Source organism: Allofournierella sp. (assembly GCF_017889395.1).
GTDB lineage: Bacteria > Bacillota > Clostridia > Oscillospirales > Ruminococcaceae > Allofournierella.
Window position 1 is genome coordinate 1 of record NZ_JAGHKE010000153.1, and the last position, 22,321, is coordinate 22,321.

Here is a 22,321-nt window from a genome sequence, read left to right on the forward strand (position 1 = left end):
GGTCAGCTTGTGCCCGGCATGGTTTTGCAGGCGGTACAGCAGCCAGAAACCGGCCATCTGGTCCCCTTTGGAGCAGGCGGTGAAAAGTTCCCGAAACCGCATGCCGCCTCACCTCCAGTCCGTGACGATGTACCCGCCGCAGTTGTCCGGCGAGATCTGGCAGCGGCCCTCCGACGCGGCATCCAAATCCTCTCGGCAGGGCTCGCTGCAGGAGCGGATTCGATAGGTGCGAGCCCCTGCCGGAACAAAAAGCGGCTGTTTGGAATGCTTTTGCCGCAGCAACTCCACATACTCCTCCAAAACCAGACACTGATCCGTCATAAATCGGGCATGAGGAGTGCCCACATACCGAAAATGCCAGGGCTCGTGAGCGATGCCGATGATGGATTCCTTCCCGGCTGGATATCGCAGAACGAAGCCATAGCAGGCGGCCAGCTTCCGGAATGCGCCGCACACGCCGGAATGGGGAAAGTTTGGCTGTATAAAATCGATCGTTTCCACGGCAAGCCCCAAATCAATGGCCAGGCCGGTCTGGTGCTCGCTGCATCCGGGACGGGCCACGTACTGGCGAGTGAAGGCCTCGCCCTCCTTGCGCATGGTGTCGTCCCAAATGGCCTGCTGCTGGTCCAGACTGCGCCAGCCGGAGACGGGAACAATGGCGTTTTCTCCCTTTACCGCCCGGATGCAGGCGCGCAGCTGCCCGGCGGCCTGCCGCTCCAGCTGTACCTCCGGCCAGCGGGAGTCCACATAAACCAGGTCCGGCGTTTCGGAAAAGGAAAGAGGGTGACCGGCGTTCACCAGCAGCAGCGGACCGGTTCGGGGATGGCGGCTCATGCGGTCACCTCGGTTTCAATGATGCGGCTGATCAGCGCGGTGAAATCCAGCCCGGCGGCGCGCATCATGTTGGGGTACCGGCTGTGGGCGGTAAAGCCGGGAATGGTGTTCACCTCGTTGAAGACGATTTCTCCCTCCGGTGTGAGGAACAGATCCACACGGGCAAAGCCCTTGCAGTCCAAAGCCCGGTAGATGGTTTGGGCCGCCTGTTGGATTTCCGCGGTTTTTTCGGCGGAAATGCGGGCAGGACAGTGAATGGCAGAGGTTTTCAGGGTGTATTTCTCTTCAAAATCGAAAAAGCCTTGCGAAAGCTCAATCTCATCCACCGCGCCAACGGTGAGCGATTCGGTGCCCAGCACGGCGCAGCCCACCTCAAAGCCGGGAATGGCCTCTTCCAGCAGAAGCTCCCGGTCGTTGGCAAACGCGCATGCTGCCGCTTCGGCCAGCTCCTCCGGCGCACGAACCATGCTGACGCCGAAGGATGACCCGGCGCGAACCGGCTTCACAAAAAGGGGATAGCCCAGTGATTGCGCGGCCCGCTGCAGCTCGTCTGCTTTTACGCCACGGGGGAACATTGCACTGCGGGGAACTTTTACCCCTGCCAACGCCGCAAGTTTGTGGGAACGGTCCTTGTCCATGCAAAGGGCGGAGGAAAGCGCCCCACAGCCAATCACAGGTACCCCGGCCAGCTCCAGCAGTCCCTGAAGGGTGCCATCCTCGCCGTTTTTGCCATGGAGTACCGGGAAGGCAGCGTCAAAACAAAGCGTATCCCCGCTGCCGTCCAGCAGAAGAAGGGTTCTGCTTTCCCGATCCAGGCACAACGTGCAGGGAATACAGGGGCCATCCTGCCAACGGCCGTCGGGAATGGCATCCAGATCGCCGGTATAATACAGCCACCGCCCCTCCCGGGTGATACCCACCGGAACAGGAGAATAACGGGACCGGTCCATATGAGTCAGCACGGCATGAGCGGACTGAAGGGATACACCGTGTTCGCTGGAACAGCCGCCAAAGAAAACTAAAATTCGTTTCATTCCAAAACCTCCCGAAAGAAAGACTTGTTCGGATGAAAAAATCATAGCAGAATCAGGCGCGCCGGTTGTTTGATTTCCCTTTCGGAATTCCTGCGATTTTCTGCAAAATTTCTTGCAATTTTCTAATGGTGGCCAGTGCAGCAGCCCCGGGCGCTTTCTTGACAGCAGAGCAGGATAGGAATAAGATGTTGGCATACCGAACGATAAAGGACACAATGGTTTTCGCGTGGCTTTGAGCGGACAGGAAGGGAATCTGGCATGAAGCAGAGAAAGGCAGACACACCGGCAAAGAAAGAGCGGGACAAGCAGATCGATACCTGCTCCAGAAGTGCGGCACTGAATTTTGTGATCGCGGCCACCCAGGTGCTTACCGTGCTGTGCCTTGTGAAGGGGAATCCGGCATGGAAGGGCAGCCTTTCGCTGCTGTTTTTTGGCGCGGCAGTCCAGCTGCTTTATAAGTACGATCAGTACGGCGAAAAGCCCTATGCTTGGATTGGCACAGGCACAGGACTCATCGGAGCCGCATTGCTGGTCTGGTTTGCGGTGACCGGGTAAGAAAACTGCAAATGTTTTGAAAGCAGAAAAAAGGCAGGGAAGCGGTTTGCTTCCCTGCCTTTTCGTAATTCAAAGTGAAATTTTACTATTGACTTTAATTTTATTTATGATATATTGAATATAGTTAAAGCTAAAGCGAAAGGAGAACTGAAATGAAGATTGACAAGATTCCGCAGTGGATGCTTGCGCTGGAGCCGGAAGACGCCGCTTTCATGAAAAACTTTGTTTTAAAATCCGGGTCGCTGAAGGAGATCGCCCGGCTGTATGAGGTGTCCTATCCCACAGTCCGGCTGCGCCTGGATAAATTGATCCAGAAGATCGAACTGGGGGACAAAAAAGAGGAGGAGCCATTTGCCACATTCATCAAGGGCCTGGCGGTGGATTCCCGAATTGATCTGGAAGCGGCAAAGCTTATCATCGATAAATACAAGCAGGAAAAGGGGGAATGATACGCACCGCATTGAAATTTTGGAGTTCGTGCAACCAGCTTCTTTGCGCTTTTTGAAAGGTGAAGTGCAAACCTGCCGAAGAGAAACGCAATCGGGCAAAAGATATGCGAGGAAAGGAAGAGATTCAAATGGTGGATGTGTCGGTTTTGGAGCTTGCTGCCGGTTTTGCCATTGCTCTGGTGTTGATGGTGGCCGAGTATCTTTTGTGTACAAAGCTGAAAAATCCCCTGTGGGGCGGCATGATTCCGTGTCTGATTCTTGCGGGGACCATCTGGGTTTTTGCCAGCGGCGCGGTTCCGCTGGAAATGCGGTATCTGTTTCCGTTCATTGTTCTGAACACCTTGTTTTTTGGCGACTGGGGAACCGGACGGGACAAATACCAAAAGCTGCAGCAGAAAGAAATGGAACAAATGCGAGTGAAGGATCTGTAAAGGAAGGAGAGGGATATCTATGAGACTTGCGATAATACTTGTGGTTGCTCTTGCAGTGCTTGTGTTCCACTATTGGGCCAGCCGCCGCCCGCCAAGGTATTGGTATGTGGGCGGCATCATCCCGCTGGCGTGGCTCGTCCTTTTGGCAGCTGCGTTCTCCCATGGTATGGTCAATTGGGCACAGGACTGGAAAATCATTGTGTTTCCCACGCTGATTTTCTTCTTCATGTGGGCCGAAGGCCATGAAGCTGCCAGAAAAAAGGAACTTGCAAAGATGAAAGCTCAGGATATGGAATAACGAACACGGAAGAACAACAGTTCAAAAAAACCGCTGCGAAGAATTTCTGCTCTTCGCGGCGGTTTTTCTATAGCAAGTGCGGCCCGGTCAGAAAACAAACGGCAGTTCATTTTCTGCTGCGGGCACAGCTTCATAATCGCAGTTGCTCCAGCTGGCTTCGATGTCTGCGGAGGTAAAAAAGTCCTGCCCGGAGCCGGTTGTGCTGATCCGGCCGGATTTGACGGCGATGGAGGAGTACACGATTTCATAAATTGTTCCGTCAAAAAGCCGGAATCGAAAACTGGTGATCGAGCCGCCCGCAACCGGCTCGGTTTCTTTGTCTGTTACCGAAAGACCATTGAAGGTGTCCACCAGATCGGAAATGTCCTCCGGCCGTGTGACGGTTTTCTTCTCTGCGTCGGCGGGTACAACGTAGTGAAATATTTCTACGCGTTCCACATCGGAAGCAGTGAAAGGAAGGGCAATGTGTTCGGTTCTGGTACACCCGGTCAAAAGGATGCTCAATAGAACGGTCAACACAAAAGCAATGGTTCTCTTCATGGCACTTCACCTCGTTTGAATGTGTGGAGGCTTGCTGTTTGCTTTTATTATATCATTTTGCAGGCAAAAGCACCAAATAAACAGAAAAAGCCCAGCCAATCGGCTGGGCTTTTTGGTGCGGATAACAGGACTTGAACCTGCACGTCTTGGACACTGGACCCTAAAGGTGATGTCACCTTAGTGATGTATTGCTTACGGCAATCCGCAGTTAGAGCAAGAAATTGACGATGCTCCCTTTACAATGTAAGTGTGATGTTTGTTCCGATCACATCTGTACGATAAATCTGAAAGCCTTCCGTTTTCAACCGGTTCATTACCTTTGGTAGGGGATGACCATAACTGACTCCATCTGTGGATATGATGGCAATCCCCGGCTTACAGATATAAATTGGAGAGGGGATTTGTCCGGCGTTTCCGCCATGGTGCGGAACCACCATGTTTAAAATTAAATCTTTATCTGTATTCGGGTACATATCCTCAAATATTTGCTTATAGGTATGGTCTGCCGTAAGCAGGGCACATTCCTTTTCGCTGTGCACCTCCAAGGCTGTACCCGAATGATTTAAGGATTTCCTTGCTTCGCCAATGTACAATCTGTAACGCTGCCCGTGACAATAGTTTTTTAATCGGCTGGAACGTTGGCTACTGCGGGGGGGAACAATTGCTTCCGTTTTCTGACAGCACTTATAAATACGTTTCGCAATATCCAAGCTTGTAAGAGAAACCAACTGGTTTGGAAAATGCGCTGTTGCAAGTTGCGACAATTCTGTATCACTAATATTTCGCAGCAGATTATAGTGATCGCAATCCCAATGGCTGATAATAAGACTTGTAACTTTAGCGGACAGTTTAACAAGTCCTCCATTTTGTTTAAGACATTCAGCACGTTCCTGACTGCTTGCTGAAAGAAATGTTCCGCAATCAAAAATAGTATAGTGTCCCGCCGTGTCAAAAATTTCATTCCAGCTTCCCTGACCGACACACATAACACTTAATGAAAAGTCGGAGCCTAAGTTTTCCAAAGATGCTGGCGTACCTTTCCACGTAGTTGGAATTGATTTGATTTCGTGATTTCTTACTTCCCGTCGATTCTGTATGGCCTTGAGCATAAAATTAGCTGCGCTATCTGTATAACGGGTCGAAATCAAATCGGAGTCTTCTACAGGCGATTGTCCTGGTGCAGACCATAGATCCTCATATGTGACCTCAACTACCATGCCGTCCACAGGTTCTTCTGTCTCCAGTGAAATTCCCTCAAATACAAGAATTGTTGGGGTTCCCTCTTCCAATCTATAGTCCAGCGCAACGTTTTCGTGAAATTTATACAGCAAAAAGTCCCGCGCCTCCATAAAATCGAGGAACAGCATTTTTCGTGTTGGGTCATAGGCCTCGATGTAGAGACGCACGTTTTGCGGCTGTATACCCAGCTGAGAGTTTTCTAAATGCTTTTGGATGATTCCATCTACATCTGCCACATTATAGGATACATCGTTGCACCAAATGCCAAATTCACCGCATTGATTCACAGCTGCTATCCATTCGGCAAGTGCCTTGCGCTTTTCTTTGTCTCTGCGAGTCTCTTGCCCCTTTGTTTCCAGAACCAGTGTCTTGCCATTATCCAGTTTAACAAGAAAATCGGGGGTATATTTTCGAACCACGCCATCAAATACATATAGAATTTCAAACCCTAAATGGTCATTCTTGGCCCAAGCAGTAACATGAGGATTTTTCTCCAGCACATAGCTTTCTGTTGACTCCCAGGTACTGTCAAACACACAGTGGCTGATTTGCGAATGCTTGGTGATATAGCAGGGTTTGCTTGTAAACCATGTTGGCATATCACTGGTAGACCGTACCCGTTTGTTTGCATCAAAAATAGGGACGATTCGTTTTGTTTGCTCCAGTTTAATAAAGCCCCACAGATGCTGCACGATTTTATTCATATTCATCATGTAGATGATGCGCTGTCTGACAGGATCTGTGTTAAACAAAGGGGGATTGATGACGATAGCACCGGATTTCAGATATTCTTCAACAAGGCGAATCACCTGTCCAAGCAAAGCGTATTTCGTTCCCTCGCTTTTCCAGGCTGATTTCATCAGATCATAAACTTGTCCAGAGGCCTCAAAAACGATACGCTGCATTCGAAGTTCTGCGTCAAGTTTTTGCAAATCGATTTCTGTACATTTGGTTAAATCTGTTTTGCCGTCAATGATGGGGGCAAGGTCGGCACGCAGACGAGTATCCGAAGCTTCCAGTACCAGTGTTTCGATTTTACTCAAATCTACAGATAATTTAGGCCTGAATTCTCGATCAATGCGGACAATGTTGGGCCAGCTGATTTCATAGTTCATCCTGTCTCGCAATGATTCCACCTGTGTTTTGGGTGGCGTAGTTGGCGCCGCACCGGTTTCATCAGACTCATGAGGGAGGAAAGTAAAGGGAATGCCGAAAATATTTACATATTCCGCCGTAAACATATCGCTGCCTTCTGCCAAATCATAAGAAGTGCGGCGCAATCCACGGCCAACTACCTGTTCGCAGAGCAACTGGCTGGAAAAAGCACGCAGGCCAAGAATGTGGGTAACCGTTTTTGCGTCCCAGCCTTCTGATAGCATACCAACAGAAATCACATTTCGAATCTGCTCGCCCCGTTTTCCACGCTGACCCACAGTGTCCACAGTCTCCCGCAAGATAGCCGCTACCTCTTTTTTACTCAGCTTTCGCTCGCCGCCATCTTCATCGGTATCACCGTGGTCAGGTGCAGCGGTACCCTCCGCTTCATCCATGGTTTTGGAGTCGATGTGAACGGTCAACTCCGGCACACACAATTCTGGAACGGGGATTCGCTGGTGATCAAAGGCATACTTGATACGAGCTGCCGTTTCAGTCCGGTTTGCTACCGTGATCATCACAGGAGGAACAACAGCGCCGGCTTCTTTCCATGCTTGGTATAGAACCTGCCAGTCCTTGCCCAAAAGATAGTAAGCCTGGGTCAGCAAATCGGGTAGGGGCTCTTCCGGAGGTGCCGGGCGATTGATATCGTCTTTTACTGTTTCATCTGCATAGATGTGATATAACTTGGAGCGGAAAGTTGCGGCATCCGGCATTCCATCATCCCGCACGACAACACGTGGGGTTTTGACCAGACCGGACTCAATGCCATCATTCAATCCAAAGTCACTGACGATCCATCCAAACAGAGCTTCCTCGTCGTTTTTCTTGCCGGAAGGAGCAAACGGGGTAGCCGAAAAATCATAGCAAGTTAAAATACTTCGGGTTTTGTGGATGCGATCCAGCCCGCTGATCCAAATCGTGGCCTCTTGCTCCGCTTCTTTCTGTTCCTTTGTCAGTTTCCCCTTATTTTCGGGATTTTTTCGCCACGCATGGTGCGCCTCATCGTTTATTACCAGAATATTTTGCGCGTTAGCCATCTCTCCCAACACTTCACGGGTATAGGCCTCGTCACTTTTGGCACCCCGTTTATCTACGCTTCTGCGCTTTTTGATGGCTTCTTCACTGTCCCACGCCAGCGCCTGCCAGTTGGTGATTAAGACTTTGCCTTGGCGCAGCTTGTCCATCAAACCGATGGGCACCACATTGAACTGCGTGTAGTAATTATCCTCGCCACCGGTTTGCAGCACCTGCAAACGGCTTTTGACGGTTAAGCCGGGAGCCACAATGAACACATTTTTGGAGAATCGTTTGTCCTGAGGATAGGTAGCTTTGTTACAGACCATCCAGGCAATCAGCATGGCCATAACTGTGGTCTTTCCGCCGCCAGTGCATAGCTTGGTGCAGATTCGGCGGAATAACCCCCCATCACCGGGAATTTCAATACCGACCTTATCGGCTTCCGGTGCTTCCGTAAGCCAGATAATAGTCTCAATGGCATCCATCTGGCAGAAAAAGAATTGATACTGCCGGGCATCTTTATCATTCCAGTGATCCAGCAGTTTTTGAGTTACACCTGTTACACCGGGATAACCTGCCTGCCGCCATGCTTTTACACGGGGGCGGATTTTATTTACCAGAGGCAGCTCAATAAACTGCCCGATGTCATTGTATTGGTTGGAACCCTGGCCGGCAATGAAATAACCAGCAGGTCTCCGCCCGGGCTCCTTTACGAAAGTTTGACCATTCAGGTCGTATTTCCAGTGATGCGCAGGCTCGCGAAATGCGGAGTTGATAATAAGCTGATCAATACCTGCCATTATTCATCACCTACCTTTATCACTTTCAAACTTTCGATTCCACGGTCATCGATGATTTTTACTGCAATCTGAGAGTTTGGCTGTACTGTAAACCAAAGAGACTCGTTGCCGGCGTATTTTTCAATCAGGTCGGGGTCAATCTCTGCTTTCAGCGTTTTGGCCAGCTTGTTCCAGCCGTCTTTCTTGCCGCCCATGGGGAAAAAGACCTGCTTGGGCTCAATGCACATTCCGTCATAATCTGTATCCAACATCCACATGGCAATGCGAGCAGTGCTGCCGGACTCCACTGTACCTTTTTTTACATCGTAGTAATCGAACCCGTTTACCTTGACCTTGTAACGGGTTTTGCTGCGTTTATCGGGAATCAACTCTACATCCGGCTGTCCCACCAGCCAGAAGGATTGGTCGGAAGAACGTTTTTTCTTTAAATCGTCGGTCATCAGGTCTGTATTCATCTGTGCTTTCAGCACCGTGAGGCCAGGCCAGTTCAGTTCGTCAATGTCCTTAGCAGCTTCCGGATCAAACTGGAAAGCAGCAAAGATAATCAGCTTGGGAGAAGGGCGCAAGGTTTCCACTTCATCCAGAGCCATAGACACCATGCGGGAGTCCATGGGTTTCGTTTCCCCGGCAAAGCAGATGACCGCACGGCGGGGTACATCCTCCTTGGTTTCTGCCTCGGCTTGCAGGAACTTGGTACCGGATAGGGGTTCCACACGGCTGAATTCCAAACGGCTGCCGCCCCGACCCATAATGCCGGTGGCCAGCAGCTGGTCACGCCAGCTGGTCTGTTTGGCCGTGGAGTCCTCGTCCCAATCACTCACATCATCCAGCGGCTTTACTACGGGAGCAGGCAAGGCTTCCACGGTGAAAGGCCCGGTGATACGAACCTTGCCCTTGTCGATCTCCGGCTGGTCATACAGGGTTTCCGTTGCGGGCGGTTCATTATTAGCGATGGATTTCAGGGTAATGTGAGGTACAGTCTTATAGACAAATCCGCTGCCCACACCCTGCTCTGGGTGAGCCAGTTTATAGTAATCAAAGGTTGCTGTCATCAACCGCTGCTTGGCCAGTGTGATCGCCACACGGGAGGTATCGCAGGTAATCCAGCGACGTCCCCACTGTTCAGCTACATAAGCAGTAGTACCACTGCCACAGGTAATATCCAGAACCAAGTCACCAGGATCGGTGGTCATCAGTATACAACGCTGAATGATTTTGGTTGCAGTTTGAACAACATAAATTATTCCCATGTCCCCGCGAGTATCATCCCATGCATTGGTAAGCGGGACGACCGGGAAATCATCAAAGAAACGGACGTACCCGATTCTTGTGTCTGTTGCTCGAATACGATCTGCTTTTATTAAATTTTGTATGCCTTCCTGAGAAGTTTTCCAACTGCCGCTATTAATGCGATACGTTTTGCCGTTATACTCAATGGGAAAACGAGCGTTTTCCCCGCCAGATTGTGATGTTAAAGCGTGTATTCCAAAAAGCCGTGCACCTTTTGGTATCAAAGATAAGTCTTTCTTTTCGGCAGGGGTCAGACTTCGCTCAGTTCCATCAGGCAATCGAATATTGGAATAGTTATTAATTCCACTTTTTGCATCTGCCTTGTTTTCAAAAAGGCGGTGATATTTCAGACTTTTTTTGTCTTTAGCATACCAAATAATATAGTCACCAACAGAAGCTGGGGCAAGTAAATCACTCGGTGCACCTGCTCCACCGGTTTTCTTTACAAAAATTTGTAAAATAAAATTTTGAGGACTGAAAATTTCATCACATAATTCCCGCACATGGTGAACATTCTCGTCACTGATTTGGATAAAAACGCTGCCGCTGTCCGTCAGTAATTCTCGTGCCAGCAGCAATCGATTTCTCAAGTAAGTAAGGTAAGAGTGAATGCCCAATTCCCAGGTGTCCCGGAAGGCCTTGATCATCTCCGGCTCCTGGGACAAATCTTCGTCCTTTTTATCCTTTACATCCCGCTTGTCCACAAAGGGCTGGAAATTGGAGCCGTACTTGATGCCATAGGGGGGATCGATATACACCATCTGCACCTGTCCGGCCATGCCCTCTTTCTCCAGCAGAGAATTCATGATTACCAGGCTGTCTCCGGCAATCATCCGATTGGTCCAGTTGACTCCATGCTGGTAAAACTCGATAGACTCCCGGCGGCGGCGCATCCGCTCAGCAGGAGTTTCCGCTTCAAACATGGACTGCTGCCCCACAAGCTGCCCTTCCAAGGCCTCGGAATACTCCTTCATAACATGGGAAATAATGCTGTGCGGCTTGATGGATTCGTGAATATGGATAGAAGATGTGGGCACCTCAAAACTGGTGCCCTCGGCTTTACCCGCCCATTGGAGCGTGGGGTCAAGATGTGGGTCAAACTGATAGGTTTTTATTTTTTCTTCTGCCTTATCATGCTGGGCCATACCCACTGGCGGGTTGTTGGTGCGTTTTTTATCATCGTGAGTATACGCCTCTACATCGCGCATTTTTTCAGCTTCGGTCAGTTTTTTCGGCCGTGCCATGATTCTTCCTCCTAATTCAGATCATATGAAACCTGAGAAATTCTATATAACTTGGCAAATTTGCGTAATCGGTGTCAACTGATTTCTTCGGTCCCTTTGTTAGGACGGCAAGGGTCAAATGGCTGAATGCCAATATTTATTTTTCCTATTTGAATCAGATCAGATGACAACGCCTCACAGGATTCTGGTTGAAATACAACAACATTCACACCATTTTCTTTCAGTGAGCTGCGGAATCGGATACCGTCAAATCCCAACTCTTTAATTTTCTCCGTAAGAAATTGCGTGGGAATGTATTTTCGCGGATCATCAGCGTTTGGCATAGAGAAATGATCGCTGATACAATCAAACAGACTCGGTGCCTCATATTTTGGATCTTCAAATTTTGCTGGAAAACGGCGGGTTAAATCATATAGCTTCAGATCTTTTGTCGTTTGGAAAGTTGCTACGCTGATGTACTGTCCAATAATCGGGCGCATTTCATAACAAGCAGTATCAGCATCTTCTGCAAGGTAAAGATAGCGTATGAAATCAGGGTTTGCCCTTCCGGCCTTGATGCTGTCACAGCTCGGAGCGCCGGAGCCATCGGCATCAAAACCTTTGAACTGCCTGTTTTCCCAGTTTTCAAATGCGGTCTTTATGGGATGAAGGGTTTTAAGCGGAAAATCTTTGCTTACAGAATATAGGTCGGGGAAAAGGGCACGGAAGAATAAGTCTGGAACTGTGCGGAATTGATCCAACTGCTTTTCTGTTTCATCCTCTGGTGTGTTGTTGTTTTTCAAGAACTCGCGTATTAACTCTTCGTAAGGTGATTTTTCGTATTTGCGTGCCCTGAAAAAGAAAGTACCTTTTGGCACAATATACTCCACATCATCGGCCTTGTTAAGAATTTCCTTCAACACATCACTGCTTGATGAGAATCTATTTTTATAAACGATGTCGTGTGAAAACTCCTCCCACAAACGCTGATTTGGATAGTCTGATTGGAGTAAATAAAAAAGGAGTATCCACGCATACCATTCTGAATCTTTTGCTTTTTCGTTCAAGGAACGGTTATCAGGGATGATTTCCATGCATTAACACTCCTTTTGATCATCAAAAATGAAATCCATAATATCTCCGATATTTACGTTCAATACAGCACAGATGCGTCCCAAAACATCAAGGGAAACATCTTCATCTCTGCGTAATTTGGTCATTGTGTTTGGCGCAACATTAGCGGCTTTTCGCAAATCGGAAGCAGTCATCTTTTTGTCGATCAAAAGTTTCCAAAGTTTGTTGTAGGATACTGACATGGATACAACCTCCCGACCGCAGAATTCAAAATCTATCATATTTATTATATCCCGCTCAAAACACTTTCTCAAGAGCAAATCGCAATATATTGAGAGGCACTCTTTTGCTTTTGAGCATTCAAACCAAGTGCACAAAACGGAGGAAGTAAGGCTCTGCTGCTGTCAAAGTTCTTCTTGTTCGCACGATTGCTGGAGGATGTGATACACACAGTTCAGCGCAGTGACCTTACCCAGAAATCCTTGGATGCATGCTGTTTATCCAGCCAAGTGGCTTGAGGTGAACAGTATTCCTTTGCCTTGCAAGCCTCACGGCGGGTGTCTTGTATCAACTTCTGGATGGAGAGCCACTGGCCATATGCGCCGCCGTTCAACTGCTTTTTCAGTTTCCGGATGGCGCTCTTATAAGCTTTCTCGGCCCCGCTGGGGCCGTTATAGTTGAGCTGGATGGCCAGTTCCTGAAAGGTCATGCCCTGTCCATTGGGCTGACCAATCCCCAGATAACAGCGTACCAAGTTCAGCTCTCTGGGGCTCAGCACCTCCTCCATACGCTGGAGGAGCAGCGTCCGGCGCATGGAGCGGTCGTAGGCCCTGGCCGGGTCGTCGCCATACCCCAGGTCAAAGACGCTTTCGCCCAAACACTCGACCTGAAACACGGTGCGGTATTCTTCCAGCAGACGCCGGGCGACTTTGGAGGAGACTTTCAGCTTCTCTTGGATGGCCGGCAGAAGATCTGTTTCGACGTCCCGCTCATGGGTGGCGTAGAGGAAAGCCACCTGGCGCAGCTGGCGGTATCGATCCATAGGGAGCGACAGAGAGAAAGACCCCTGGGCGGCGCAGTCCCGCATGGCCGTCTCGATGGCGGAGGTCGCATAGGTCAGCAACTTGGTCCCCTTGGATGGGTCAAACCGCCGTGCCGCGTCCAGCAGAGCCAGCGCACCCTCCTGCTTGAGGTCGTCCACCAGAAAGTCCTGAGAAAACTGCTCGCAGTAGCTTGTGGCCAGCATGGTCAGATATCCCTCGTTCTGGGAGAACAGGAGCGGGGCGGCATGAGGATCACCGTCCCGTATCCGCAGGGCAAGCTCCTCGTTGCTGGGGCAGGGAGTGTCACAGCGGTACATGCTCATGACCGACCCTCCCGGGCAAGGTGCGCTCTCGCCTGGGCATAGATCGCCTCCTGCTCCATGTCGTGTGCGTAGCCGCTGGCAGCGTAGTCGTTATCCATGAGTGCCTTATCCCGCAGGCTCTCCGCCACATACAGCGCTTCATTGCGCAGCTCGTCGGAGATTTTTCCTCTCTGGTGGTGCTTGCGGATGGTGTTGGTGCGGGTGGTGAACAGGCGGTAGACCGGGTGCTGTTTGTTTTGCTCCTTCTGCCGCATCATGGCGCCGTACTGTCGGCAGGTCATGCGGGGGTCCTGGGGCGCAATACCATCGCAGTATTTCGGCATATGGCCGTTGGTGGTGAGAAAGTATGTCCCGCAACCACAGCACCGGCTGGGCGCATGGCCGTGCTGCAGTCCGTTCATCAGGTCAAAGATGTAGAAGCTGATGGTATGGTCAAAGAAATACCGGTTCACAAATATGGTTTCCTTTTCCTGTTTCGGGTGTCGGGCAAAGACATAGGAGGATCTCAGATTCGGCGTGATGGTGAATGGCTCAATATCCGGTACCGGCAAATCACGCATCATACTCCAGAACCATTCACTGTTGAAACAGTCGTGGGCGGCCACGGCGAAGAAGGTCTCCGTCCGCTTCTTTAGCCGCCGTAGATAGCCCTCCTCAAAATATCGTGCCGCCACAGCGAAGTGCTGGATACCCAGGGGAATGCTGAAAGCAGCTACCAGATAGCGTAAGAAAAATTCCCGAGCGGGCGAATCCGGCTTCAGCAGGTCGTTGTGGGAGGCTGGGGAAAACAGCACCTCCAAAGTGTGTAACTCCTGCTCTTTGTCCATCAGGCTGTACGGAGGACAGTGCCACAGGGCATCCAACAGCTTCTCCAGAGAGGTGCGGGTCACATCCAGCCGGTTGATAAATTCGCCCCGCCCTGCCTTGGCCAGGGCCTCTACCTGATGGCTGATGGCACCGCCGTGGGTGACCAGTTCCCGCATAGTCTCCTTGGGAACATTCAACAGTTCGGCGGCAAAGTGGCCGGCCGGGTAGACGGTCTCATTGAAGAAGATCTGATCCTGCCAGACATCCATTGTCAGATGCAGGAAATTGTTGTTCTGCCTGATCCCCAGTGGCATAGGGCCACCCCCTCTGTCCTATATCTGTTTTCTGCCTGTCTTGTGATATTCTCATTTTATCAAAATACCCCCAATAATCAAGTGAAAGGAAAAACTCCTTTCGGGAAAGGCGCTCACTGCGGTGGGCGCTTTTTTCATACTCAGAACAAAGGAGGAATGATTCATGAACAAAAACATCCCGCCGCTTCGCACTGTGGATGGGGCGGCCCTGATGAGCCAGCCCCTGCGTCCGCCCAATTTTGTGGTGGACACCCTGCTTGCACAGGGCCTGCACATCCTGGCGGGCTCTCCAAAGGTGGGCAAGTCCTGGCTGGCTCTGTGGCTGGCTGTGACGGTGGCCAAAGGAGAATCGGTCTGGAACATGCCCACCAAACAGGACACCACCCTCTATCTCTGTCTGGAGGATTCCGTCCTCCGCATCCAGAACCGGCTCTTCGAGATCACCGAGGACGCGCCGGACAGTGTCCACTTCTGCACGGAGTGCGCCCTCATTGGACAGGGGCTGGAGGAGCAGGTGGAAACTTTCCTCTCCGCACACCCGGACACTGTTTTGGTCATCATCGACACCCTGCAAATGGTCCGTCCGGCTCGCGACACAACCTATGCCAACGACTACCGCGACCTCTCCGCTCTGAAACGGATCGCGGATGCCCATGGCATCGCCATCCTGCTGATCCATCACCTGCGCAAGGAAACTGCAGACGATGTGTTCAACCGCATCTCCGGTACCACCGCCATCAGCGGTGCGGTGGATTCCAGCTTCACGCTGGTGGAGGAACGGCGGGGCAGTGGCAGAGCCAAACTCTTCTGCATCGGTCGTGACATTGAATACCGGGAGCTGACGCTGGAGCGCAACAGTGAAAATGTGTGGGAGCTGGTGTCGGACAGCCGGACACAGCCGGAGCTGCTGGGCGACCGCATCGTCTATCTCCTCTCTGAACTGATGTATGACCGAACCGAATTTATCGGCACTCCCACGGAGCTGTCTGAACGGATCGACCCTGTGGGTGTGGAGCGCATCTCGCCCAAGAAGGTGTCCCGACAGATCCTGCAAAACCTTGATGCGCTAAGCAAAATCGGCATTTCCGCGGTAGTGCGCCGCAGCAACGGAAAGCGGCTCATTGAGCTGCGCCGTGCCGAAAGTGACGATACCCAGGGTGCCCCAGCAGTCGACCCTGTTGACCCTGCCAGGGCGCTGTGCGGCGATTCGCGGGCGGTTTCCGGGCGTGGCGAGTAAACCCCCGCAGAGCAAGAAAAACGCTGTGTTGGGCCGTTTGTGGCCGAAGAAGGAACGTGGGTGTCCGGCGCGGGGGAATCACCTCCTTGGAGGTGGCCAGCATCGCGTTTGTCTGGTCGCCGGCACAGCCGCCGCCCGCCTTCCGCTTGTTTGCGGGGCGCTGCCCCACACCCCTCGTCGGCGCAAAGTACGCACCGTTCGGAACACCTTACGGATCAGGTATTCCGAACTACGCTCCCTTGCGCCTTCTCTCCAAACGAAACCCGCTGACGCTGGGCTTTCGTTTGGTTTTAGAACACGATTATTTTGGAGGAAACGACATGAAAAAAGATATCAAATTCAGCACCCGGATGGCGTCCGCAGATCGGGAGGCCATCAAGGAATTGGCGAAACGATCCGGGATGTCCATGAGCGATTATGTGACGGCCTGCTGTTTGGGAAAGCAGGTGGTGTTCATTGACGGACTGAAAGAAGTACTCAAGGAGCTGAAGTCCATTGGCAGAAATCTGAATCAACTCGTCACCCTGGCGCACATGGGGCGCATCACGGTGGTCAATCTGGACAGCGTATGCCAGGCGTTCTCTGAACTCTGCGCTGCTGTCCGGTTGATCCTGGAACGAAAGCGGTGGTGAAAAATGGCGATCATCAGCTTCACCAACTACAAGCGGGGCCAGACCGCCGGATGCATGGGAGCCGTGATGCGGTACACCATGCAGGACAAGAAAACTGAGTTCGAGGGGCAGCAGTTGATTACAGGAATCAACTGCCAGCCGGAATCTGTCTACGCGGACTTCATGACCACCAAGCGTCTGCATCACAAGACCGATGGCGTGCTGTTCTACCACATGGTGCAGAGCTTCCCGAAAGGCGAAGCGGTCGACCCGGTCACCGCTCATGCAGCCGCATTGAAGCTGGCTGAGTACTATGAGGGCTATGAAGTCCTGGTCTGTACCCACACAGACCGGGAACACATCCATTCGCACTTCCTCATCAACTCGGTCAACTTCGATACGGGAAAGAAACTGCATATCGCAAAGCCGCAGCTCCAGGAACTGCGGCAGCGCAACGATCAGGTCTGCGTGAAATTTTCTATCCCTGTGTTCCAGCCCAGGGATAGGAAGCAGAAAACCAAGACCATGACGGTCGGTGAGTATCACACCGCAGCCCGTGGCCAGAGCAAGAAGCTGCAGCTCATGAATCTCATCAACGACTGTATGCGCCATGCCTCCAGCCGGGAGGAGTTTATTGCACTGATGGAGAGCGAGGGCTGCAAGGTCCGCTGGGAAGCCTCTCGGCGGAATATCACCTACACCACACCCGGCGGCTGGCAGTGCCGTGACCGCCTGCTGTTCGGGGACAAATATCTGAAGGAGAAGATGGAATATGAATTCAGGATCAGAGCAGAAATTATCCATGGACGAACTGCTGGAGAAGAACCGTCCCGCGCAGATGGTACAGCCCACACCGCAACCTCCGGTACAGGAGCAGACGCCGCCTCCCGAAGTGCATCCCACGAAAGCGGAGTGGGAGGATCTGCTGAGCGACCTCTGCGCGCTGGGGTACCACGCGGAGAGACAGACCGCCTATCTCAAGAAGGTCAGCGAGCTGCTGGCGCAGCTCCCGACACGGACGCAGATGGACGAGCTGCTGAAAGCGGTGAAGCATCTGGAGCAGACGAGCGAACAGGCTGGGAAGCGGAACGAGAAGCATTTTTCTCTGCCCGGCATCAGACTGCCCAGGCTGCGGCTGCCGCACCTGGATGGTCCCGCATGGGCGGTCCTGCTGATGGGGACGGCAGCGTTGCTTCTGCTGTGGTGGGGCTTGGGTACCGTCTGGAGCAGTCTCAGCCTGATGCTCCCGTGATGGACAGCACCACAATGCACTCGCATACAGACAGGAAAACGCTCCGCAAGAAGCAGCAAAAGAAAATCGCCCAGGGTCACGCCGAGGACGATCACGAAGAAGAACAGACTTGGCAGCAGACCATGTGACGGTCTGCTATTTTTGTTGCCCGAATTGGGTTCGGGAGAAAGGAACGCTATGGGTAGAAAGAAAAAAGAATCCAACATTCGCAGTGTTATGTATTCCTATGTGGGGACGGATGACCAGTTCGATCACTTCCTGAAAATGATGATCCACGACTATCTATCTGTGGATGATCCGTACACAAATCAGCCTGCTGATTCTGTTGGTAAGGTAGAAAATGAAGTGGCCTGATTGGTTTTGATAGCTATTCAAAAACTTGTGTGCTATGGTGTGTCGTGAATAATCGGCACACCATAGCGGAAAGGAACGATTATGAAAGTCTGGCTCTATTACCGCTTGTCCAGAGATGAGGATGAAGAACTCAATTCACTGAACAATCAGAGAAAAATCATATACAACTTTGCTGTCAGTAATGGCCACGAGGTGATTGGTGAATCCTTCGATGACAATGTCAGCGGTATGCACTTCAACCGTGAGGGCATCGACAAAATCTATGAAGTGGTCGAGGCAGGGATAATAGAAGCCATCATCGTCAAAGATCTGTCCCGCCTTGGCCGGCACCGGACACAGACCGCACTCTTCATTGACTACCTCCGTGAGCGCAATGTGCGGGTCCTGTCCGCAACGGAAAACATCGATACCTTTAACGAGAACGATGATCTCATCATTGGCTTCAAGGGGCTGGTCAACGACTTCTACGCCCGTGATGGCAGTCGGCGTGTGCGAACCGGTTACCGGCAGAAGCAAAAGGAGGGCATCGTGACCATTCCGCCCTTCGGATATTTTAAGGACAAGAACACCAAAAAGGTCGTCGTTGTTGAGGAAGCCGCCGAAACTGTCCGCATGATTTTCTCCGCCTATATCGGCGGCAGCGGCATGAAAGCCATTGCCCGTACATTGAACGAACAGAGAAGAAAAACGCCCGCGCTTATGCAGATGGAGCTGCTAAACAAGCGACTGCCCAACACGCAGGATGGGATACTCAAGAAATATCTGTGGGACGCGACGATGGTTGGCCGAATCCTTAAGGATGAGAGCTACATCGGCACGCTGATCTGCCACAAGAGCGAGCGCAATAAAATCAATAAGACCTTCCGCTTCACCGACCCGGAGGAACAGTTCCGCCATGAAAACTATCTGCCGATGATCGTGACCCGTGAGACATGGGAACTGGCGCAGACACTTCTTGCGGAGCGCAAAGCGAAAAATACCCGGGCGGGTACCAACAAGGGTATCCTTCGGTACGGAGGGCTCCTGCGCTGCCAGGACTGCGGCCGGACTTTCATCGGCAAGCGGATCAAACTGAAGGACGGCGAACGGGTGGTCTATGTCTGTGATACCTACCATCGGTATGGCAAGGAACATTGCTCCTCTCACATGGTGGATGAGGAAGCGTTGGATCGCCTGATCAGCGCGGAGCTCCTGCGGACAAAGGAACTGTACGAAGAAAACTGGTCAAGACTGGAGTGGTTCATTGAAAAATGGACACCCAAAGCCTCCATGGCCAGTGCCAAAATAAGCAAACTACAAGAACACATTCTCCTGCTGGAGGAGGAAGTGGAGGTGATTTTGATGGAACGCATCCGGGATAAGTCCAACGCGGAACGTTATGACCGAATGATCGCAAAGCGTGAGGAGCAGATCGCGGAGGCCAAAAAGCAAATCGAGGAACTGCAGAACATCTCAGAAATGCTTCGCAGCCGCCAGGCCAAGTTAAAGCGAGACATCAGCCTGATCGACGATATTCTTCAAGACGGCGAAATGTCGGAGGCTCATCTGAAAATGCTGGTTGAAAAGATTCTTGTTCACGAAGAGGATGGTAAGCTGGATTTAGAGATCCGGCTGAAAGCGCCCTTCCGGGATCACCTGGACATCTTCGAAAATGGGGAGCGAACGGATTCCATCCTCTCCGCAGAGTTCGATTATGACCGGCTGGGCGCAATCATTTATGGTGACTACTATGCGGGATAGGTGATAACAGATGCGGGTATGGATCTATGCGCGACTGTCAAACGATGATGACCAGGAGATGAACTCTCTCCTGAACCAGCAGGAGATCTGCCATGGCTTTGCCGAGCAGCATGGGTACACCATTGTGGGACAGTCTTCCGATGACAATGTGAGCGGCATGAAGTTCAACCGCCGTGGGCTGGACGAACTCACGGCGGCTGTGGACGCTGATAAAATCGATGCCGTCATCGTAAAGGACTTGTCACGACTTGGCCGCCACAGGACCCAGACCGCACTGTTTATTGATTATCTGCGGGAACATCAGGTGCGGGTGATTTCCGCGACAGAAGGAATCGATACTTTCCGCGACGAGGATGATTTGATCATCGGTGTGCGCAGCCTGATGAACGATTACTACGCCAGGGACATCAGTAAAAAGATTCGGGCCGGGTATCGTCAGAAACAGCGGGAAGGTATTGTGATCACACCGCCCTTTGGCTATCGGAAAGATCGCAACACCAATACGATTGAACTTCACCCGGAGGCATCGGAAACCGTACAAATCATCTATTCTCTGTACTTACAGGGGCATGGGCAAAAAGAAATCGCCCGCAGGCTCAATGCGCTGGGACGAAAGACACCGGCACAACTCCGGGCGGAGCAATGCGGCAAAGAAGTCTGTGCGGCAAGCAAAACCAGTGATGGGCGCTATGTGTGGACATATGCCAGTGTAAAAAACATCCTGGTTGAGGAGGCCTATACCGGGGTGCTGCTCAACCACCGCTCGGAAACCAACGGCGGTAAGGCGAAGCGATTGGAGCAGGCGGAGTGGTACCGGCACGAAAACTTCTTTCCTGTCATGATTGAGCGTGACATCTGGGAGAAGGTTCAGCAAAAACTGAAAGCGCAGGCCCGTCCGGCCAATGGAAATAAGGCGAAGCACCGCTACGCTGGACTGATTCTCTGCAAAGAGTGCGGCAGCCCCTTTGTGCCGATGATCCGATACTGGAACGGCAAGCGGCGTGTGGAGTATGTCTGCAAGGGATACCATCGGAATGGAAAAAGCTATTGCAGTTCTCACCGCATCCATGAGGAGGTGCTGGATGCAGCGGTGCAGGAGTTTGCCCAGACCATGCGGATCAGGATGGCCGAGGAACAGAAGGAACTGAAGCAGAAACAAAAAATGTGGGCGTTGAGGAAACCGGTCCTCGATGCCCACATTTTTGCGCTGCAGAGTAAAGTTCAAAAGCTGGAACAGGAAATCGACAACATCGTTGTGGAGAAAATACTTGGTGCGTTTTAAAAAGTTAGAGACTATCCCAAGTTTTGTGTAAACCTCCAATGTGGTGTAGAATAGAAGCACCACATTGGAGGTTTTACATATGGCCAGAAAGAATCGTACCCCAGAAGAAAATGCCCGTCGAGAGAAAATCCGTGAGCTGCTGCAGATGGCAAACATCGGCAGCATGGACGATATCCAGAATCTGTTTAAGGAGACCATTGCCGAGTTTATGGAGAACGGCCTGGAGGCTGAGCTGGATGATGAGCTGGGCTACAGCAAGCACGACTATAAAAACAAGGGCACCGACAATAGCCGCAATGGCCACAGCAGCAAAACGCTGCGCACCAGCTTTGGCGATGTGGATGTGTCGGTTCCCCGAGACCGAAAGGGTGAATTTGAGCCCCGGGTGCTGAAAAAGAACCAGACCAGCATCAGTCAGGACATTGAGGAGAAAATCCTGTCCATGTACGCCAAGGGTATGACCACTGGCGACATTGAGGCCCATATCCAGGACATTTACGGTATTTCTGTCTCGGACAGCACGGTCAGCCGGATCACGGACAAGATCTTGCCCGTGGCTCGTGAGTGGCAGCAGCGGCCCCTGGAGTCCATCTATGCTGTGGTATTCCTGGATGCCATCCACTACCATGTTCGCAGCGAAGGGCAGATCGTGAAGAAGGCGGTGTACATTGCCATTGGCGTCAATTTGGATGGCCGGAAAGATGTCCTGGGCATGTGGGTTGGCGAAAATGAAAGTGCCAAGTTCTGGGCAACTGTACTCAACAGCCTGAAAAACCGGGGTGTAGAGGATATTTTCATTGCCTGTACAGACAATTTGACAGGATTTGATGCGGCCATCCACGCTACCTTCCCACAGACCGAGATCCAGAACTGCATCATTCACCAGCTGCGCAATTCCAGCAAGTATGTGTCCTACAAGGACCTGAAGGCCCTTATGGCCGATCTGAAGGCGGTCTATGCCGCTGTAGACGAGCAGGCAGCCCTGGATGCTCTGGACACCTTTGGGGAACGCTGGGACAAGAAATACCCGAAAATCTCCCAATCCTGGCGGGCCAACTGGGCTAATCTCAGCACCTATTTCAAGTACCCCCAGGAGGTTCGCAGACTGATCTATACCACCAATGCCATCGAGGGCTTTAACCGCCAGCTGCGCAAGGTGACCAAGGCAAAATCAGTGTTTCCCACCGATGACAGTCTGCTGAAAATGCTGTATTTGGCTATGATGGATATTATTAAAAAATGGACTGGGCGGCGGCAGGACTGGAGCCTGATCCACGCTCAGATGGCTATCTATTTTGCTGAGCGTATGCCTGAATAACACTGCTGGTGCCGGATGTCAAGGGCAAGAAAACGGCTCCGCCGTCCTTGACATCCAGCCCCACCGGCGCTATGTTGTTAAAAAGGCGGCAGCCAGAT

General features: G+C 51.6%; 20 protein-coding genes. 11 read left to right on the top strand and 9 right to left on the bottom strand.

Translation table 11 applies throughout. The features are described 5' to 3' along the window. Positions 1-108: 108 nt before the first annotated feature. Positions 109-834 carry a M15 family metallopeptidase gene (locus J7G73_RS13270; RefSeq protein ID WP_291246612.1) on the bottom strand — a complete coding sequence of 242 codons (726 nt, stop codon included), beginning with the start codon at positions 832-834 and terminating at the stop codon, positions 109-111. Beyond that, positions 831-1,868 carry a D-alanine--D-serine ligase VanG gene (gene vanG / locus J7G73_RS13275; RefSeq protein ID WP_291246613.1) on the bottom strand — a complete coding sequence of 346 codons (1,038 nt, stop codon included), beginning with the start codon at positions 1,866-1,868 and terminating at the stop codon, positions 831-833. Before vanG ends, J7G73_RS13270 begins: the two co-directional genes overlap by 4 nt. Before the next feature lie 258 nt (positions 1,869-2,126). Here vanG and J7G73_RS13280 point away from each other — a divergent pair, with 258 nt between their 5' ends. The 4 genes from J7G73_RS13280 to J7G73_RS13295 all read left to right on the top strand — a co-directional run bounded on the left by J7G73_RS13280 (position 2,127) and on the right by J7G73_RS13295 (position 3,601). Further along, positions 2,127-2,423, top strand: coding sequence for a hypothetical protein (locus J7G73_RS13280; RefSeq protein WP_291246614.1), 297 nt, complete (start codon positions 2,127-2,129; stop codon positions 2,421-2,423). Between the two features lie 152 nt (positions 2,424-2,575). Next, positions 2,576-2,872 carry a DUF2089 family protein gene (locus tag J7G73_RS13285; RefSeq protein WP_291246615.1) on the top strand — a complete coding sequence of 99 codons (297 nt, stop codon included), beginning with the start codon at positions 2,576-2,578 and terminating at the stop codon, positions 2,870-2,872. A 128-nt stretch (positions 2,873-3,000) separates the two neighbouring features. Beyond that, entirely contained in the window at positions 3,001-3,303 is a 303-nt protein-coding gene (locus J7G73_RS13290; protein ID WP_291246616.1) for a hypothetical protein, read from the top strand. 19 nt (positions 3,304-3,322) lie between these two features. Next, positions 3,323-3,601 carry a hypothetical protein gene (locus tag J7G73_RS13295; RefSeq protein ID WP_291246617.1) on the top strand — a complete coding sequence of 93 codons (279 nt, stop codon included), beginning with the start codon at positions 3,323-3,325 and terminating at the stop codon, positions 3,599-3,601. Positions 3,602-3,688: 87 nt separating this feature from the next. On the opposite strand, the gene J7G73_RS13300 is transcribed toward J7G73_RS13295, so the two are convergent. The 7 genes from J7G73_RS13300 to J7G73_RS13330 form a co-directional block, all read right to left on the bottom strand. Next, positions 3,689-4,141, bottom strand: a complete 453-nt coding sequence (locus tag J7G73_RS13300; RefSeq protein WP_291246618.1) for a hypothetical protein — start codon at positions 4,139-4,141, stop codon at positions 3,689-3,691. Positions 4,142-4,377: 236 nt separating this feature from the next. Continuing rightward, positions 4,378-8,355, bottom strand: a complete 3,978-nt coding sequence (locus J7G73_RS13305; RefSeq protein WP_291246619.1) for a BPTD_3080 family restriction endonuclease — start codon at positions 8,353-8,355, stop codon at positions 4,378-4,380. Next, positions 8,355-10,889 (bottom strand): site-specific DNA-methyltransferase, encoded by a 2,535-nt coding sequence (locus J7G73_RS13310; RefSeq protein WP_291246620.1) that lies wholly within the window; start codon positions 10,887-10,889, stop codon positions 8,355-8,357. The genes J7G73_RS13305 and J7G73_RS13310 overlap by 1 nt, the downstream gene beginning before the upstream one ends. Before the next feature lie 74 nt (positions 10,890-10,963). Then, positions 10,964-11,962, bottom strand: a complete 999-nt coding sequence (locus tag J7G73_RS13315) for an RES family NAD+ phosphorylase (RefSeq protein ID WP_291246621.1) — start codon at positions 11,960-11,962, stop codon at positions 10,964-10,966. A gap of 3 nt (positions 11,963-11,965) precedes the next feature. Further along, positions 11,966-12,184, bottom strand: a complete 219-nt coding sequence (locus J7G73_RS13320; RefSeq protein ID WP_087182701.1) for a helix-turn-helix transcriptional regulator — start codon at positions 12,182-12,184, stop codon at positions 11,966-11,968. 212 nt (positions 12,185-12,396) lie between these two features. After that, on the bottom strand, positions 12,397-13,308 hold the full coding sequence (locus J7G73_RS13325) for a sigma-70 family RNA polymerase sigma factor (RefSeq protein ID WP_291246622.1): 912 nt from the start codon (positions 13,306-13,308) through the stop codon (positions 12,397-12,399). Continuing rightward, complete coding sequence (locus tag J7G73_RS13330) at positions 13,305-14,429, bottom strand: DUF6076 domain-containing protein (RefSeq protein ID WP_291246623.1); 1,125 nt, start codon at positions 14,427-14,429, stop codon at positions 13,305-13,307. Before J7G73_RS13330 ends, J7G73_RS13325 begins: the two co-directional genes overlap by 4 nt. A gap of 163 nt (positions 14,430-14,592) precedes the next feature. On the opposite strand from J7G73_RS13330, the gene J7G73_RS13335 reads away from it, so the two are divergent. The 7 genes from J7G73_RS13335 to J7G73_RS13365 all read left to right on the top strand — a co-directional run bounded on the left by J7G73_RS13335 (position 14,593) and on the right by J7G73_RS13365 (position 22,223). Then, positions 14,593-15,666 (top strand): AAA family ATPase, encoded by a 1,074-nt coding sequence (locus tag J7G73_RS13335; RefSeq protein ID WP_291246624.1) that lies wholly within the window; start codon positions 14,593-14,595, stop codon positions 15,664-15,666. Positions 15,667-15,752: 86 nt separating this feature from the next. After that, complete coding sequence (locus J7G73_RS13340; RefSeq protein ID WP_291246625.1) at positions 15,753-16,298, top strand: hypothetical protein; 546 nt, start codon at positions 15,753-15,755, stop codon at positions 16,296-16,298. 3 nt (positions 16,299-16,301) lie between these two features. After that, on the top strand, positions 16,302-17,657 hold the full coding sequence (locus tag J7G73_RS13345; protein ID WP_291246626.1) for a relaxase/mobilization nuclease domain-containing protein: 1,356 nt from the start codon (positions 16,302-16,304) through the stop codon (positions 17,655-17,657). A gap of 49 nt (positions 17,658-17,706) precedes the next feature. Continuing rightward, on the top strand, positions 17,707-17,883 hold the full coding sequence (locus tag J7G73_RS13350) for a hypothetical protein (protein WP_291246627.1): 177 nt from the start codon (positions 17,707-17,709) through the stop codon (positions 17,881-17,883). 81 nt (positions 17,884-17,964) lie between these two features. Beyond that, on the top strand, positions 17,965-19,623 hold the full coding sequence (locus J7G73_RS13355; RefSeq protein WP_291246628.1) for a recombinase family protein: 1,659 nt from the start codon (positions 17,965-17,967) through the stop codon (positions 19,621-19,623). A gap of 10 nt (positions 19,624-19,633) precedes the next feature. Then, entirely contained in the window at positions 19,634-20,905 is a 1,272-nt protein-coding gene (locus tag J7G73_RS13360; protein WP_291246629.1) for a recombinase family protein, read from the top strand. Between the two features lie 79 nt (positions 20,906-20,984). Then, complete coding sequence (locus J7G73_RS13365) at positions 20,985-22,223, top strand: IS256 family transposase (protein WP_291246630.1); 1,239 nt, start codon at positions 20,985-20,987, stop codon at positions 22,221-22,223. Positions 22,224-22,321 lie beyond the last annotated feature (98 nt).